Genomic DNA, 14300 nt, shown 5'->3' with positions numbered 1-14300 from the left:
TGTGGCTCAGCGGCGGGCCCAGGAGCGGCGGGTCTGTGACTGCCAGCGGCGGAAGTCCTCGTGCGTGTGCGCCTCGTGTCCGAGCGCGATGAGCGCCTGGTCCGTCCACGAGGCCGCCTCCTCCGCGCAGGTCCCCGCCAGGATCGGCACGGCCCGCGCCGAGTGCTCGGGCAGCGTGCCCGACCGCAGCAGGGCGGCCACGGCGAACGCGCAGCCCTGCGCCACGTGGGCGCGGAACCCGTCGGCCCCGGCGTGCTCGGCCAGGCACCACAGCTCGTCGGTCTCGGCCCCGCCGGTGTACGCGGCCGCGAACCCGATCCCGCTCCACAGGTCGGCCCGCCGTCCCGGGGAGTACGCGCCGATCCGGGCGGCCACGTCGTCGGGAGAGGCGCCGTCGTGATACCAGAGCAGCCGCCCCAGCCCCTGGTCGAACACCGCGCAGTGCGCCCTGGTGAGCAGGCCCGGCATCGTGCGCTCGCCCACCATGCGATCGGCCCTGGTCAGGCTCCACTGGAAGCCGAACCCGTCCACCGCCAGCCACCGCAGCAGCGGGTGGGCCCGGCGGGCGCCCCACACGGGCCGCAGCCGCAGCAGCGCGTACGCCCGTCCGGCCCCCAGATAGGCGGCGTGACGGTGATGCTGAGCGGGGCCGGTGAGTAGCTCGTGAAGGCGCCGGCCCCGCGTCAGCGTGAGCAGGTCGAGCAGGGTGCAGGCGGCAGCCGCTCCTTCGTAGCCGAAGGGCCGCTGCTCAGCCGGTATTTCCTCGACCTTCTCGACTTCCCGGGACATCACCGCGTTGAAGCCGAAGACGTAGGATCTTTCGGCGTTGGTGAATGCCGTCCGGGAGGCTCCCTCTCTGAGGTGGAACCGTCGCCGACCCAGATCGGACTCCAGCGGATCCTTGGCCAGGAACCTCCGCAGCCCGCTCGCCCGGGACAGTGTCGGCTCGGTCCTGACCTGGTCCAAGAACGATGTTGTGCCCGTGTCGCCCACGCTTCCCCCGAAGACGCCTCGTACGAGTCACTCCGAAGCTAGTAAGCCCATTGCGGCGATCACCGGCGGCGCACCGGATTTCCGCGGCAAAGAACCTGTAAAAGCGCTTGTGCCTGGCACATCAGGCCAGGTCAGAGGTCCTTGAGGCGCATCCGCAGCTCTCGGGGTCGGAGACCGGCGTGCCCACGACGTCCCGGAACAGCCCGGAGCCGGGCGTCAGCTCCAGCAGCGCGTCGGCCGCCAGGACGGCCGCGGCGGCGGTGTACGCGGACCGCTCGTGGGGGAAGTGCTTGCGGTTCGCGAACTGCCATCCGGTCCAGTACGAACCGTCCGGGTGCCGCAGATGCTGCACGTCGGCGAACAGCGCCACCGCCCGCGCCCGGTCGCCCATCGCGTCGAGCGCCAGCACCAGCTCGCACGTCTCCGCCCCGGTCACCCACGGCTCGTCGGACACGCACCGGATCCCCAGGCCGGGCACCACGAACGTCGCCCACTCCCGCTCCAGCAGCTCGAACGCCTGCCGCCCGCGCACCGCGCCGCCGAGCACCGGGTAGTACCAGTCCATGGAGAAGCGGCTCTTGTCCGCGAACGCCTCGGGATGCGCCGCGAGCACGTGGGCCAGCCGGTCGGCGGCCAGCTCCCAGTGGGGTTGCGGGTCGCCCAGCAGCTCCGCGAGGAGCACGCCGCAGCGCAGTCCCTGGTGGATGGAGGAGCACCCGGTGAGCAGCGCGTACGTCGACGGCCTGCCCCGCGCGTCGCGCTCCCAGACGATCTCGCCCCGGTCGGTCTGCAGCCCGGCCACGTAGTCGAGCGCGGCCTTGACCATGGGCCAGTGCTCCTCGGTGAAGCCCCGGTCGCCGGTGACGAGGTGGTGGTGCCAGAGCCCGGCGGCGACGTAGGCGGCGTGGTTGGTCTCGCCGCCCAGCTCCGTGGCGGCGCCGCCGACCAGCTTCATCGGCCAGGAACCGTCGGGGCGCTGGTGGCGGGCCAGCCAGGCGTAACCGCGCCGTACGGGCCCGTCGAGGCCGGCGACGGACATCGCCATGAGGCACTCGACGTGGTTCCACGCGTCGACGTGCCCTTCGGGCCATGGCACGCCGCCGTCGTCCTGCTGTATCGCCGCGATGCTGCCGGCCGTCCGGACGACCTCCGCGTGGGAGATCATGGCTTCCTGACGTAGAGGACCACGCTCTTGCCGATGATCGGGTTGAGCACGGCCTCGGCGATCCTGGTGGCGGCGGGACGTTTCATGATGTCCCAGACCAGCAGCTCGTGGTACGCCTTGGCGAGCGGGTGGTCGTCGTTGTTGACACCGACGGCGCACTTGATCCACCAGTACGGCGCGTGCAGGCCGTGGGCGTGGTGGTGCGGGCCGATCTCGAACCCGGTGGCCTTTAGCTTGGCCGACAGCTCAGCCAACGTATAAATCCGGACATGTCCCCCGGGGGCCGTGTGATACGCCTCGTCCAGGGCCCAGCAGATGCGCTCGGGCAGGAAGCTCGGCACCGTCACGGCCGCCGTGCCGCCCGGCCGGAGCACGCGGAAGATCTCCCGCATGGCCGCCATGTCGTCGGGGATGTGCTCCAGGACCTCGGCCGCGATGACCCGGTCGAAGGCGCCGTCCTCGAACGGCATGTCCAGCGCCGTGCCCTGGACGATCTGCCCGCTCGCGCCCGGCGGCACCTCGCCCGCCTTGTCCATCGCCGCGAACATGCCGGCCACGCCGTCCAGCTCCGACTGGTCCATGTCGAACGCGATCACGTCCGCCCCGCGCCGCAGCACCTCGAAGGCGTGCCGCCCGCCGCCGCAGCCCAGGTCGAGCACGCGCACGCCGGGGCCGACGGGTAGCCGGGCGAAGTCCACGGTCAGCACTGGTCAGCCTCTCCTCTTGTGGTTCTCGATGGCCTCGTGGTACGCCTCGACGGTCTTCTTGGCCACGACGTGCCAGGTGTAGCGCTCCATCACGCGCTCGTATCCGGCCTGGCCCACCCGCTCGCGCTCCTCGGGGGAGTCGTGCAGGCGGCGCAGCGCGGCGGCCAGCTCCTCGGGGTCGCCCGGCGGCACCTGCACGGCCGCGTCGCCCACGACCTCGGGCAGCGCCCCCGTACGGCTGGCCACCAGCGGCGTGGCGCAGGCCATGTGCTCGACGGCGGGCAGCGAGAAGCCCTCATAGAGGGAGGGGACGACCGAGATCTCGGAGGTGGCGATCAGCTCGCCCAGCTCGTCGTCGGAGATGCCGTGCACGAACCGTACGCGGTCCTCCAGCGAGAGCTCCTGGACGAGCTGCTCGGTGGGGCCGCCGGGGGTGGGGCGGCTGACGACGGTGAGGTGCACGTCGCGCTCGGTCGCCAGCTTCGCGACCGCGCGCAGCAGGGTCGCGACGCCCTTCATGGGCGAGTCGGCGCTGGCCACCGCCACGATCGACCCCTTGCGCCGGGGTTTGTCCGGGCGCGGGTGGAAGTAGCGGGTGTCGACGCCGAGGGGGATCAGGCGCATGTTCGCCTGGGGGACGTTGAAGTCGCGGTGGATGTCGGCCAGCGACGACTCGCTGACGGTCAGGATCGGGCTCAGCCGGGGCGCGACCCGCGCCTGCATCTTCACGAACGCGTACCAGCGGCGCAGGCTCAGCCGCTTGCCGCCCGTGGCGGCCTCCAGCTCGATGCGGCGGTCGACGCTGATCGGGTGGTGGATGGTCCCGACGACCGGGAACATCCGCTGGATGCCCAGCAGGCCGTAGCCGAGGGTCTGGTTGTCCTGCACGACGTCGAAGTCGCCGAGGCGCTTCCTCAGCTCGCGGTAGGCGCGCAACGTGAACGTCAGCGGCTCGGGGAACCCGGCCGTCCACATCGTCCCGACCTCTAGCCAGTCGATCCAGTCGCGGTATTCGTGCAGCTTGGGGGTTCTGAACGGGTCCTCGTCGCGGTAGAGGTCGAGGCTGGGCACCTCGCGCAGGATGACGCCCTCGTCGAGCTCGGGGTAGGGCTGGCCGGAGAACACCTCGACGTGGTGGCCGAGCGCGACCAGCTCGCGGCTGAGGTGGCGCAGGTAGACGCCCTGGCCGCCGCAGGTGGGCTTGCTCCGGTACGACAGCAGCGCAACCCGAAGCCTCCCCTTGCGAATTCCCTGCGTCAGCTTGTGACCGGACACCCGCGTTGGCTCCTGCACGGACACCCCTTTCCCCGCCGGTTGGGCCCTGAGACGGGCGTGTACCGTGAAGATGACCTTAGTCCGAGAAGGCTACCATCCGGTAGGTCACCTGGAATTGTTCACATTCGCGGGCATACGTCGTGCGAGCTGCGACGTTGCGGTTACCGAACGTCGTTCTGTGGAACAGGTTCTAGGTGGCTGGATGCCCTGTTGGGGCGCTTACCTGTACATTCCCGTCCCAAAGGGATGCGGTTCGCGATCGTTGGAGGACCCTTGGCCAGGCGCGCTCTGATCACCGGCATCACCGGCCAGGATGGTTCCTACTTGGCGGAGCACCTGCTGGAGCAGGGGTATGAGGTGTGGGGGCTGGTCCGGGGCCAGGCGAACCCGCGCGTGTCCCGGATGCGCCGATTGCTCTCGGACGTGCAGGTGGTGCGGGGTGATCTGCTTGACCAGGGCTCGCTGATCTCGGCGGTGGAACGGGTTCAGCCGGACGAGGTGTACAACCTCGGGGCGATCTCGTTCGTGCCGATGTCGTGGGAGCAGGCGGAGCTCACGGCCGAGGTGACCGGGATGGGCGTGCTGCGCATGCTCGAGGCGATCCGGGTGTGTTCGGGGGCGTCCCGAGGCTCGGCCGCCTCCGGACAGATCCGCTTTTATCAGGCTTCGTCCTCCGAGATGTTCGGCCAGGTCAGCGAGACGCCGCAGACCGAGCGCACCGGCTTCCACCCGCGCTCGCCGTACGGGGTAGCCAAGGCCTACGGGCACTTCCTCACGCAGAACTACCGAGAGTCGTACGGGATGTTCGCCGTCTCGGGGATCCTGTTCAACCACGAGTCGCCGCGCCGGGGCACCGAGTTCGTCACCAGGAAGGTGTCGCTGGGGGTGGCGCGGATCAAGCTGGGGCTCGCCACGGAGCTGCGGCTCGGCAACCTGGAGGCGCGCCGCGACTGGGGGTACGCCGGCGACTACGTCAAGGCCATGCACCTGATGATGCGGGCGCCGCGCCCCGAGGACTACGTGATCGGGACAGGCCGCATGAAGTCGGTCAGGGAGCTGGTGGAGGCGGCGTTCGCGGCGGCGGGGCTGGACTGGGAGCGGTACGTGGTGACGGACCAGGCGCTGCACCGGCCGGCCGAGGTGGACCTGCTGTGCGCCGACCCGAAGAAGGCGCGGGCGCAGCTGGGGTGGGAGCCGGGGGTGTCGTTCGACGAGCTGGTCGCGATGATGGTCGAATCCGACCTCCGCCTCCTCTCCGACGGCGCCGACCCTGATGATGCTTCCTGGCCGTGATCTCTCTTGTGGCTCGCGTGGCTTTCTTGGGAGCGCCCGCCGGTCCGTGCGGCTCTCTTCTTTCGTTACGGCGCTGCCGTGGCTTGCCGACCGCCGTCGCGGGCTCGCGTCTGTCCAGGGAAACGCCCGCTGACCGGTCAGTGGCGCGCCGCCGTTACGGCGCGCATGCTTCACCGGCTCCGTGGTTCCTGCTGACCCCCACGCCTATCCGGGCGTGATGGCCGCGCGGTACGTGCCAGGGGTGAGGCCGAAGTAGCGGGTGAACCAGCGGGTCAGGTGGCTCTGGTCGGCGAAGCCCGTGGCGGCGGCCGCCTCGCTGATCGGGGTGCCGTCCGCGATCAGCGTGCGGGCCGTCCTGAGCCGCAGCTGGCGCTGGTAGTCGCTCGGGGGCAGCCCGTACTCGGCGCGGAAGGCCCGGTAGACCGCGTAGCGGCTGGCGCCCGTCGCCCGCGCCAGGTCGTCGGCCGTGAGATCGTCCGCCGGCCGGTCGTGGAGGACCTGCCTGACCTGGCGGGCGATCCTCGCGGACGGGCCGAGCGGGCCTGGCGGGCGGAGCGGGGCCGTCGCCGCCCGCCGTACGATCGCCGCGACCGTCGCCGCGAGCAGCTCGTCACGGCGCAGCGCCGTCGCGTGGCGGCTCAGGAGAGCGGCGTGCAGCTCGCGCAGCGCCCTGGCCAGGGCGGGGTCGTCGACCACGGGCGCCGTGAAGAGCGGCAGGCCCCTGCGGCGACCCGTCGCGTCGGTGAGGGCGTCGGACAGGAGATCGGGTCCGATGTGGACCATTCGGTAGGTGAAGCCGAGCGCGTCCGTGGCATGGCCGTCGTGGGGGTCCTCCGGGTTGAAGGCCATGACCATGCCGGCCGCGCTCGTGTGGGCCGAGCCCCGGCAGGTGAACGACTGCGCGCCGGTCTCCGTGACCCCGAACGAGTAGGTCTCGTGGCTGTGCCGGTGGTAGACGTGCCGCTCGAAGTGGGCGTACATGGCCTCCAGCGGCCGGTGGGGCGAGCGCCAGTAGCGCGACCAGTCCTGCGCCATGCCTCCATTGTCGCGCCCCTATTGACAAATTACATTTTTACGTAAAGGATTGTTTTTGCGATGAGAGACGTCCTGTACCTGGAAGAGATCGAGCAGGCCGAGGCACTGCTCAAGCCGCAGCGCGTGGAGGTGCTGCGGCAGCTGGCCGAGCCGCGTACGTGCTCGGAAGTGGCCGAACGGCTCGGTCAGACGCCGCAGCGGGTCTACTACCACGTCAAGCGGCTGGTCGAGGCGGGCCTGGTGGACCAGGTGTCCGAGCGCAAGGTGCGCGGGATCCACGAGGGCATCTACCAGGCCGGCGCGCGCTCGTACTGGCTGTCGCCCCGGCTCGTGGGCCGGATCGGCCTGCGCAGGGCGCAGGACGAGCTGAGCCTCGGCTACCTGCTGGACCTCATGGAGGAGGTCCAGGAGGACATCGCGGCACTCGACAGGAGCGCGCCCGAGCTCCCGTCGATCGGATTGTCAGGAGAGATCCACGTGCGACCTGACAGGCGCCAGGAGTTCCTGAACGACCTGCAGACGCTGCTGCAGGAGCTTTTCACTCGGTACGGCGGGTCGGAGGGGGACGCGTTCAAGCTCGCGGTCGCCTGCTACCCGAAGGCCGGCGGCTCCGCATCGGAGACCGGCGGCGATCAGCCGGAGAAGTCAGAGAGTCACGAGAGTCGTTAGAGGGGAAAGTTGTCATGACCGAGCCCATGATCATCCGTGCCCGCGTCCAGGCGCCTCTCAAGGAGGTGCGTCAGGCGCTCACCGACCCGGCCCTGCTGCGGATCTGGCTGGCCGAGCACGCGGAGGTGTCGCTGCCGGACCGCTTCGGGTTCTGGGGGCGCACGACGCCCGAGGGCGACGCGCCGCACCAGCGGCTGCTGCACGCCGACGACCGCACGGTGCGCTTCGCCTGGCTGCTGGACGGCGAGGAGACGACCACCGAGATCGGGCTGGAGGAGGACGGCGACACGACCATCGTGACGCTGTCGCAAACCCACTTCGACTTCCAGGACGTCATCACCGGCAAGAGCATCAGGGGCGTGCTGCAGACGTACTGGGCCCAGGCGCTCGCCAACCTGGCCGAGCACTTCGAGGGCCGCGAGCTCACCCCCAGGGCCGACTACACCTCGCCGGAGCTGCGGGCGGAGGTCACGATCGACGCGTCGCCGTCCGACGTGTTCGACTCGCTGATCGACTCGGAGACGGTGACGCGGTGGTTCGGGTTCCCGATCGAGATCGAGCCGTTCGTGGGCGGCCGCTTCGCGATGGGCGGGCTGGCCAACGACCCCAGCCCGGCCAAGGTGCTGGAGCTCGAGCCCGGCCGCAAGTTCTCGCTGGACTGGGGCGGCCCCGGGGTCGGGGCGTGGGAGCTGGAGGGCTCCGGCGGCAAGACCCGGCTGACGCTCGTGCAGAGCGGCTTCGACACCTCGCGCCCGCCGTACGCGGCGTGGGGCGGGATCCTGTCGGGCGTCGCGGAGCTGCGGCGCTACCACGAGGTGCCGGACTGGCAGCCGATCTTCATCGACTAGTCCTCGGCAGCGGCGTTCACCTTCCGCACCAGCGTTCAAGACGTGGCGGAGGCGGGGCGGGGAGACTCGTGGCCATGCGTTTCGACACCAAGATCGGCATCGTGGTCCGCGCGGATCTGGCCGCATGGCAGAAGCTCAACGTCACCGCCTTCCTGTCCAGCGCGGTGGCGGGCGGGGTGCCGGGGCTCATGGGGGAGCCGTACGAGGACGGGTCCGGCAACGCGTACCTGCCGATGCTGCGGCAGCCCGTGCTCGTCTACACGGCGGACCTGGCCGGGTTGCGGGGCGTCAGGGAGAAGGCGATGGGGCGGGGGATGGACGTGGCCGTCTACATCGAGGAGATGTTCAAGACGGGGAACGACGCGGACAACCGGGCGGCGGTGCGGGCGGTGGAGGCCGGTGAGCTGGCGCTGGTGGGGGTGGCTGTGTACGGGGCGCGGAACGGCGTGGACAAGGTCCTGAAAGGCCTCCCCCTCCACCCCTGACCCGCTCCCTGCACTCCGACCGCTGTCCCCACCCGTGACCGCCACTCTGACGGCTGTCCCCATCCGCGACCGCCACCCTGGCCACTATCCGCACCCCTGACCCACCTTTAATCGATTTCTCTCCACCAAATGGGTCCGCCACCCTGGGGATGACCCGCTCTATCCACAGAACACCATTCGGCCCCTCGCCACCCGTTCCCGGTCGGGCACCCTTGGCGCCATGCACCACCCACACCCCTCAGCCCTGCCCTGGGCCACCACCCTCGCCGGCGGCACTCCCACCCCCGCGGGCTCTCCCACAGGATCGCCCGTCACCGATCCGCCCAAGGGCGCTCCTTCACTCTCCCTGATCGACCGGGCCGTTCGCGTGACGCGAGCCGTGCCGCAGGCCGTCGCCTGCCGGCAGACGGCCGCGCACATCTGGGGCCTGAGCGCCCTGCCGGCGACGGAGGAGGCCGACTGGCCCGTGGAACTGATCGCCCCCGGCCACCTGGCGCTCCCGGGCTGCGTCACCTACCTGGCGCCGCTCCCGCCAGAAGACGTCACCGTCCACCGGGCCGCCCGGCTCACCACCATGGAGCGCACGGCCCTCGACTGCGCCCGCTGGCTGCCCCGCATGGACGCGGTGGCGATCCTCGACCAGTTCGCGCGCAGAGGCGTCGACCTCGACGCGTTGTGGCACCGCCCGCTCAACTCCTGGCAACTGCGCGACACCCTGGGCCTGGCCGACCGGGGAGCCGCCTCACCCAGGGAGAGCTGGCTCCGGGTCATCCTTGTGGAGGGCGGCCTGCCCCGGCCCGTCACCCAGATCCGGGTCGAGCTCGACGACGACCGGTCCGCCTACCTTGACCTGGGGTGGGAGGAGTTCAAGGTCGCTGTGGAGTACGACGGGCGCGAGCACCACACCTCGGCCGTCGACCAGCTGCGCGACGCAGACCGCCGGGAGGAGCTGAGGCGGCGGGGGTGGCGCGTGATCGCCGTCCGGATGGACGTCATCCCCGGCCAGATCGCCGGCCTGCTGGAGCACGTGGCCAACGCCTTGATCGAGCGCGGCTGGCAGCCGGGGCCGGAGCGCACCGACCGGATCCTCCGCCGCATCCGCGCCGCCCGCCGCCGCTCCCGCTCGCGCTACCGATGAGCCACCGGCCGCGCGTTTCTGACCGCCGTCGGTTGCCGACCGCTTGGCACGCCCGCCCTGGCAACACCGGAGACCGAGCCGCCAACGGATCGCTCGGCAAAGTCATCGGATGTGCGCCCGTTGGACGCGCGCCCGTTCAACGTGCGTCTGCCGTGACGTGCGCTCGCCGGACGTGCGTCTGCTGTGGCGTGCGTCTGTCCGACCATCGGACGTGCGTTTGTCGGACCTGCGTCTGCCGGGGCGGGGCCGGCGGGTGCCGTGCGAGGGGTGGGTGGTCAGCCGAAGGTGACGGGAAGCTCCTTGATGCCGTTGATGAAGTTCGAGCGCAACCGCCGGGCCGGGCCCGTCTGGCGGAGGTTGGGGCGGCGGCGGGCGAGTTGTTCGAAGAGGACGCGGAGTTCCAGCTTGGCCAGGTGGTTGCCCAGGCAGAAGTGGGCGCCACCGCCGCCGAAGCCGATGTGGGGGTTCGGGTCGCGGCCGATGTCGAAGGTCTCGGCGTCGGGGAAGACGGCGGTGTCGCGGTTGGCGGAGGCGTAGAAGACCACGACCTTGTCGTCGGCCTTGATCTCCTGCCCGCCGAGCACCTGGTCGGCGGTGGAGGTGCGGCGGAAGAGGTTCACGGGGGAGACCCAGCGGACGATCTCGTCGGCGGCGGTTCTGGCGAGGGTGGGGTCGGCGGCGAGGCGGCTCCACTGGTCGGGGTGCTCGAAGAGGGCGAGCATGCCGCCGGAGGCCGCGTTGCGGGTGGTCTCGTTGCCGGCGACCACCAGGAGGAGGACGAAGAGGTCGAACTCGTTCTCGTCGAGCGTTTCGCCGTGCTCGTCGGGCTGGAGGAGCTTGGTGACGATGTCGTCCTTGGGATGGGATCTGCGCCGCTCCGCGAGCTGGTTGGCGTAGGCGTAGACCTCCATGGCGGCCGCCGAGCCCTCCTCGGGAGAAGGGGAGTAGTCGGGGTCCTGGCTGCCGATCATGCGGTTGGACCAGGTGAAGATCTTGTCGCGGTCGGCCACGGGCGCGCCGAGCAGTTCGCAGATCACGTACAGGGGGAGGGGCGCGGCGACCTCGGTGACGAAGTCGACCTCGCCGGTGCACTTGTCGAGGAGGTCGTCGCAGATGTCGCGGATGTGTTGTTCGAGGGCGCCGATCGTGCGCGGGGTGAAGCCGCGGTTGACCAGGGAACGCCGTCTCGTGTGCTCGGGCGGGTCCTGGTTGAGCATCATGAGCCGCTGGAGGTCGATCTGGTCCTGGCTCATCTCGTCGAACAGGGCGAGCTTTCGGTACGACGAGTAGCGGTCGGAGTGCCGCGACACGTGGACGACGTCGTCGTACCGGGTGACGGCCCAGAAGCCGGGCTCGCCCTCGTGCCAGTGCACGGGGGAGTTGGCGCGGAGCCAGGCCAACTGCTCGTGCGGCGGTCCGGTGGTCGCGTAGACGTCCCTGTCGACGAGGTCGATCTGCACCCGAGTCACCCTCTTGGTCAAGCGCTTGGTAATAGGTCGCACTGGAACGTGTTCTATTACGTCCCTGTACGGCCGTCAAGGGAGCCCACGGTGCGGTTCCCCGGGCGAGGCCGTCACGGTGAGCATGCCCCCCGGCGTGCTAGGTGCACCTCCGATGTTTTGGGGCGCGTACATTCGTGTATGTGAACGGAGCCATCGGAGCGGTAAAGTCGATTCACAGGCGTCACATGGCTCTCTGAGGTGTCTTTGGAGGTCACGGATCGGATGTATCCGTCTTGACGCCCTTGACATGCTCCGCCTGGTCACACGAGCATCATGAAACGAGACATCCGATGTATATGTGAAGGATGCGGTGTGAAGCTGCTGCGAGTAGGACCTGTCGGCCAGGAACGCCCGGTGGTCATGGATGGCGCCGGTAACCTGCGCGACATCGGAGAGCCCGAGATCGACGGGGCTTTCCTCGCTTCCGGGGGAGTGGCGCGCGTCCGGGACGCGCTCGAGCGTGACGCCCTGCCGGTCGTCGACGCCGAGGGGCTGCGGATCGGAGCGCCGATCGCGCGTCCAGGCAAGATCGTCTGTATCGGCCTCAACTACAGCGACCACGCCGCCGAGTCGGGCCAGGACGTGCCGGCCGAGCCGGTCGTGTTCATGAAGGCCGCCAACACCATGGTCGGCCCGTATGACGAGGTGCTGGTCCCGCGGGGCAGCGTGAAGACCGACTGGGAGGTGGAGCTGGCGATCGTCATCGGCCAGGAGGCCCGCTACCTGGGCAGCCGTGAGGAGGCCCTGGGCGTGATCGCCGGCTACGCGATCTCCAACGACGTCTCCGAGCGCGAGTTCCAGCTCGAACGCGGCGGCCAGTGGGACAAGGGTAAGTCGTGCGAGACGTTCAACCCGCTCGGCCCCTGGCTGGTGACGGCCGACGAGGTGGCCGACCCGCAGAGCCTCGCGCTGCGCCTGTGGGTGAACGGCGAGGCGCGCCAGGACGGCGACACCAAGAACATGATCTTCGACGTGGCCGAGATCGTGCGCTACCTGAGCCAGTTCATGGTGCTGGAGCCGGGCGACGTGATCAACACGGGCACGCCCGCCGGGGTGGCGATGGGCATGCCGGGGCAGCCGTACCTTCGCGCGGGTGACGTGATGGAGCTGGAGATCGCGGGGCTCGGGCGGCAGCGCCAGACGGTGGGACAGGCATGACGGGGGCGTACCGGATCGTCGGGATGGAGACGCACGACGTGCGGTTCCCGACCTCGCGGGAGCTCGACGGCTCCGACGCGATGAATCCGGATCCCGACTACTCCGCGGCCTATGTCGTGCTCACCACCGATGACGGGTTCGAGGGGCACGGGTTCGCGTTCACGATCGGGCGCGGCAACGACATCCAGACCGCCGCCATCAGCGCGCTGGAGCCGTACGTGATCGGCAGGGATGTCGAGGACCTGGGCGCGCTCTCCAAGGAGATGGTCTACGACTCGCAGCTGCGCTGGCTCGGGCCGGAGAAGGGCGTCATGCACATGGCGATCTCCGCCGTGGTCAACGCCCTGTGGGACCTGAAGGCGAAGCGGGCGGGCAAGCCGCTGTGGCGGCTGCTGTCGGACATGTCGCCCGAGGAGATCGTCGACCTCATCGACTTCCGCTATCTCAGTGACGCGCTGACCCCCGACGAAGCCCTCCAGATCCTGCGCGGCATGGAGGAGGGCAAGGAAGAGCGGATCAACCGGCTCATCGAGGACGGCTACCCCGCGTACACGACGTCCCCCGGCTGGCTGGGCTACGACGACGACAAGCTGCGCAGGCTCTGCAAGGAGGCGCTCGAGCAGGGCTTCGGGCAGATCAAGCTCAAGGTCGGCGCCGATCTCGACGACGACCGGCGCCGCTTCAGGGTGGCGCGCGAGGTCTGCGGCCCCGGCTTCCCCATCGCGATCGACGCCAACCAGCGCTGGGACGTCGGCGCGGCCATCGAGTGGGTCGGCGCGCTGAGCGAGTTCAACCCCCACTGGGTCGAGGAGCCGACCAGCCCCGACGACGTGCTCGGCCACGCCGCCATCGCCAGGGGCATCGAACCCATCCCCGTGGCGACCGGCGAGCACGTGCAGAACCGCATCGTGTTCAAGCAGCTCCTCCAGGCGAACGCCCTGTCCTACGTGCAGATCGACGCGGCCAGGGTCGGCGGCGTCAACGAGAACCTGGCGATCCTGCTGCTGGCGGCCAAGTTCGGCGTGCCGGTGTGCCCGCACGCGGGCGGGGTGGGGCTCTGCGAGATGGTGCAGCACCTGTCGATGTTCGACTACGTCGCGGTCACCGGCACCATGGAGAACCGCGTGATCGAGTACGTCGACCACCTCCACGAGCACTTCACGGCCCCGGTCGTCATCCGCAACGGAAGATACGTCGCGCCGTCCGAGCCCGGCTCCGGCGCGGAGATGCACGCAGTGTCGATAGCCGCCCACACGTTCCCCGGCGGCGAGATCTGGAGGGACGCGTGAGCCTGAAAGCGATCGTGACCGGCGGCGGCTCGGGCATCGGCCTGGCCACGGCCACGCTGCTCGCCGAGCGCGGCATGCGGGTGGCCTGTCTCGACCTCGTCCCGCCGGGCGAGCCGTTCATCGGCATCAAGGCGGACGTGACGGACGACGCCTCGGTACGCGCGGCGGTGGCGGAGGCCGCTGACCGCCTCGGCGGCATCGACGTGCTCGTGAACAACGCGGGCATCGGCGCGCAAGGGACCATCGAGGACAACCCGGACAGCGAGTGGCAGCAGGTGTTCGACGTCAACGTGCTCGGCATGGTCCGGGTCGCGCGGGCGGCGCTGCCGTACCTCAGGAGGTCCGGCAGCGCCTCCATCGTCAACACGTGCTCGGTCGCGGCCACCGCGGGGCTGCCGCAGCGGGCGCTCTACAGCGCCACCAAGGGCGCGGTGCTGTCGCTGACGCTCGCGATGGCCGCGGACCACATCCGTGACGGCATCCGGGTCAACTGCGTCAACCCGGGCACCGCGGACACCCCGTGGGTCGGGCGGCTTCTCGACTCGGCCGTCGATCCCGAGGCGGAGCGGGCCGCACTCAACGCCAGGCAGCCGATGGGCCGCCTGGTCAGCGCGGAGGAGGTCGCCGCGGCGATCGCCTACCTCGCCAGCCCGGAAGCCGGCGCGACCACCGGGACCGCGCTCGCGGTCGACGGGGGAATGCAGGGGCTCCGGCTGAGGGCATCCAACTAAGGAAGGTACCCC

Annotated in this window: 14 protein-coding genes; 8 read left to right on the top strand and 6 right to left on the bottom strand. The window is 70.2% G+C overall.

Features of this window, described 5'->3' with window-relative positions:
- Positions 1 to 6 precede the first annotated feature (6 nt).
- From FH608_RS21450 to FH608_RS21435, 4 genes are all read right to left on the bottom strand, one after another.
- Positions 7 to 966, bottom strand: a complete 960-nt coding sequence (locus tag FH608_RS21450; RefSeq protein WP_193318538.1) for a DUF1702 family protein — start codon at positions 964 to 966, stop codon at positions 7 to 9.
- A 148-nt stretch (positions 967 to 1114) separates the two neighbouring features.
- Entirely contained in the window at positions 1115 to 2158 is a 1044-nt protein-coding gene (locus FH608_RS21445; protein WP_139632316.1) for a glycoside hydrolase family 15 protein, read from the bottom strand.
- Positions 2155 to 2865, bottom strand: coding sequence for a class I SAM-dependent methyltransferase (locus FH608_RS21440; RefSeq protein WP_193318537.1), 711 nt, complete (start codon positions 2863 to 2865; stop codon positions 2155 to 2157). Before FH608_RS21440 ends, FH608_RS21445 begins: the two co-directional genes overlap by 4 nt.
- A gap of 3 nt (positions 2866 to 2868) precedes the next feature.
- A complete protein-coding gene (locus FH608_RS21435) occupies positions 2869 to 4158 on the bottom strand; it encodes a glycosyltransferase family 4 protein (protein ID WP_226899745.1) in 1290 nt (429 codons plus the stop codon).
- Between the two features lie 255 nt (positions 4159 to 4413).
- Here FH608_RS21435 and FH608_RS21430 point away from each other — a divergent pair, with 255 nt between their 5' ends.
- The gene (locus FH608_RS21430) at positions 4414 to 5433 is read left to right on the top strand and encodes a GDP-mannose 4,6-dehydratase (protein WP_139632315.1); all 1020 of its coding nucleotides are present in this window, start codon (positions 4414 to 4416) and stop codon (positions 5431 to 5433) included.
- A 204-nt stretch (positions 5434 to 5637) separates the two neighbouring features.
- Here the strand turns inward: FH608_RS21430 and FH608_RS21425 are convergent, their stop codons facing one another.
- Positions 5638 to 6468, bottom strand: a complete 831-nt coding sequence (locus FH608_RS21425) for an AraC family transcriptional regulator (RefSeq protein WP_139632314.1) — start codon at positions 6466 to 6468, stop codon at positions 5638 to 5640.
- Positions 6469 to 6528: 60 nt separating this feature from the next.
- Here FH608_RS21425 and FH608_RS21420 point away from each other — a divergent pair, with 60 nt between their 5' ends.
- The 4 genes from FH608_RS21420 to FH608_RS21405 all read left to right on the top strand — a co-directional run bounded on the left by FH608_RS21420 (position 6529) and on the right by FH608_RS21405 (position 9608).
- Positions 6529 to 7137 (top strand): transcriptional regulator, encoded by a 609-nt coding sequence (locus tag FH608_RS21420; RefSeq protein ID WP_139632313.1) that lies wholly within the window; start codon positions 6529 to 6531, stop codon positions 7135 to 7137.
- A gap of 14 nt (positions 7138 to 7151) precedes the next feature.
- Positions 7152 to 7985, top strand: a complete 834-nt coding sequence (locus FH608_RS21415; protein ID WP_139632312.1) for an SRPBCC family protein — start codon at positions 7152 to 7154, stop codon at positions 7983 to 7985.
- Between the two features lie 74 nt (positions 7986 to 8059).
- On the top strand, positions 8060 to 8470 hold the full coding sequence (locus tag FH608_RS21410) for a DUF2000 domain-containing protein (RefSeq protein WP_139632311.1): 411 nt from the start codon (positions 8060 to 8062) through the stop codon (positions 8468 to 8470).
- Between the two features lie 220 nt (positions 8471 to 8690).
- Positions 8691 to 9608 (top strand): DUF559 domain-containing protein, encoded by a 918-nt coding sequence (locus FH608_RS21405; RefSeq protein WP_139632310.1) that lies wholly within the window; start codon positions 8691 to 8693, stop codon positions 9606 to 9608.
- A 275-nt stretch (positions 9609 to 9883) separates the two neighbouring features.
- Here FH608_RS21405 and FH608_RS21400 read toward each other — a convergent pair whose 3' ends face one another.
- Positions 9884 to 11089 (bottom strand): cytochrome P450, encoded by a 1206-nt coding sequence (locus tag FH608_RS21400; RefSeq protein WP_226899744.1) that lies wholly within the window; start codon positions 11087 to 11089, stop codon positions 9884 to 9886.
- Positions 11090 to 11422: 333 nt separating this feature from the next.
- Here FH608_RS21400 and FH608_RS21395 point away from each other — a divergent pair, with 333 nt between their 5' ends.
- The 3 genes from FH608_RS21395 to FH608_RS21385 are packed head-to-tail and all read left to right on the top strand — an operon-like array spanning position 11423 to position 14288.
- Complete coding sequence (locus FH608_RS21395; RefSeq protein ID WP_139632309.1) at positions 11423 to 12268, top strand: fumarylacetoacetate hydrolase family protein; 846 nt, start codon at positions 11423 to 11425, stop codon at positions 12266 to 12268.
- A complete protein-coding gene (locus FH608_RS21390; protein WP_139632308.1) occupies positions 12265 to 13557 on the top strand; it encodes an enolase C-terminal domain-like protein in 1293 nt (430 codons plus the stop codon). Before FH608_RS21395 ends, FH608_RS21390 begins: the two co-directional genes overlap by 4 nt.
- The gene (locus FH608_RS21385; protein ID WP_226899743.1) at positions 13554 to 14288 is read left to right on the top strand and encodes an SDR family NAD(P)-dependent oxidoreductase; all 735 of its coding nucleotides are present in this window, start codon (positions 13554 to 13556) and stop codon (positions 14286 to 14288) included. The genes FH608_RS21390 and FH608_RS21385 overlap by 4 nt, the downstream gene beginning before the upstream one ends.
- Positions 14289 to 14300: the final 12 nt, after the last annotated feature.

Origin of the sequence: Nonomuraea phyllanthi, assembly GCF_006334985.2 — a bacterium.
Lineage (GTDB): Bacteria > Actinomycetota > Actinomycetes > Streptosporangiales > Streptosporangiaceae > Nonomuraea > Nonomuraea phyllanthi.
This window is presented reverse-complemented; position numbering and strand designations above follow the sequence as displayed.

Excerpts from the sequence above, each read along its gene's own strand:
- FH608_RS21415 (WP_139632312.1), top strand. The coding sequence starts at position 7,152 with ATGACCGAGCCCATGATCATCCGTGCCCGCGTCCAGGCGCCTCTCAAG.
- FH608_RS21410 (WP_139632311.1), top strand. The coding sequence starts at position 8,060 with ATGCGTTTCGACACCAAGATCGGCATCGTGGTCCGCGCGGATCTGGCC.
- FH608_RS21445 (WP_139632316.1), bottom strand. The coding sequence starts at position 2,158 with ATGATCTCCCACGCGGAGGTCGTCCGGACGGCCGGCAGCATCGCGGCG.
- FH608_RS21420 (WP_139632313.1), top strand. The coding sequence starts at position 6,529 with ATGAGAGACGTCCTGTACCTGGAAGAGATCGAGCAGGCCGAGGCACTG.
- FH608_RS21390 (WP_139632308.1), top strand. The coding sequence starts at position 12,265 with ATGACGGGGGCGTACCGGATCGTCGGGATGGAGACGCACGACGTGCGG.
- FH608_RS21425 (WP_139632314.1), bottom strand. The coding sequence starts at position 6,468 with ATGGCGCAGGACTGGTCGCGCTACTGGCGCTCGCCCCACCGGCCGCTG.
- FH608_RS21405 (WP_139632310.1), top strand. The coding sequence starts at position 8,691 with ATGCACCACCCACACCCCTCAGCCCTGCCCTGGGCCACCACCCTCGCC.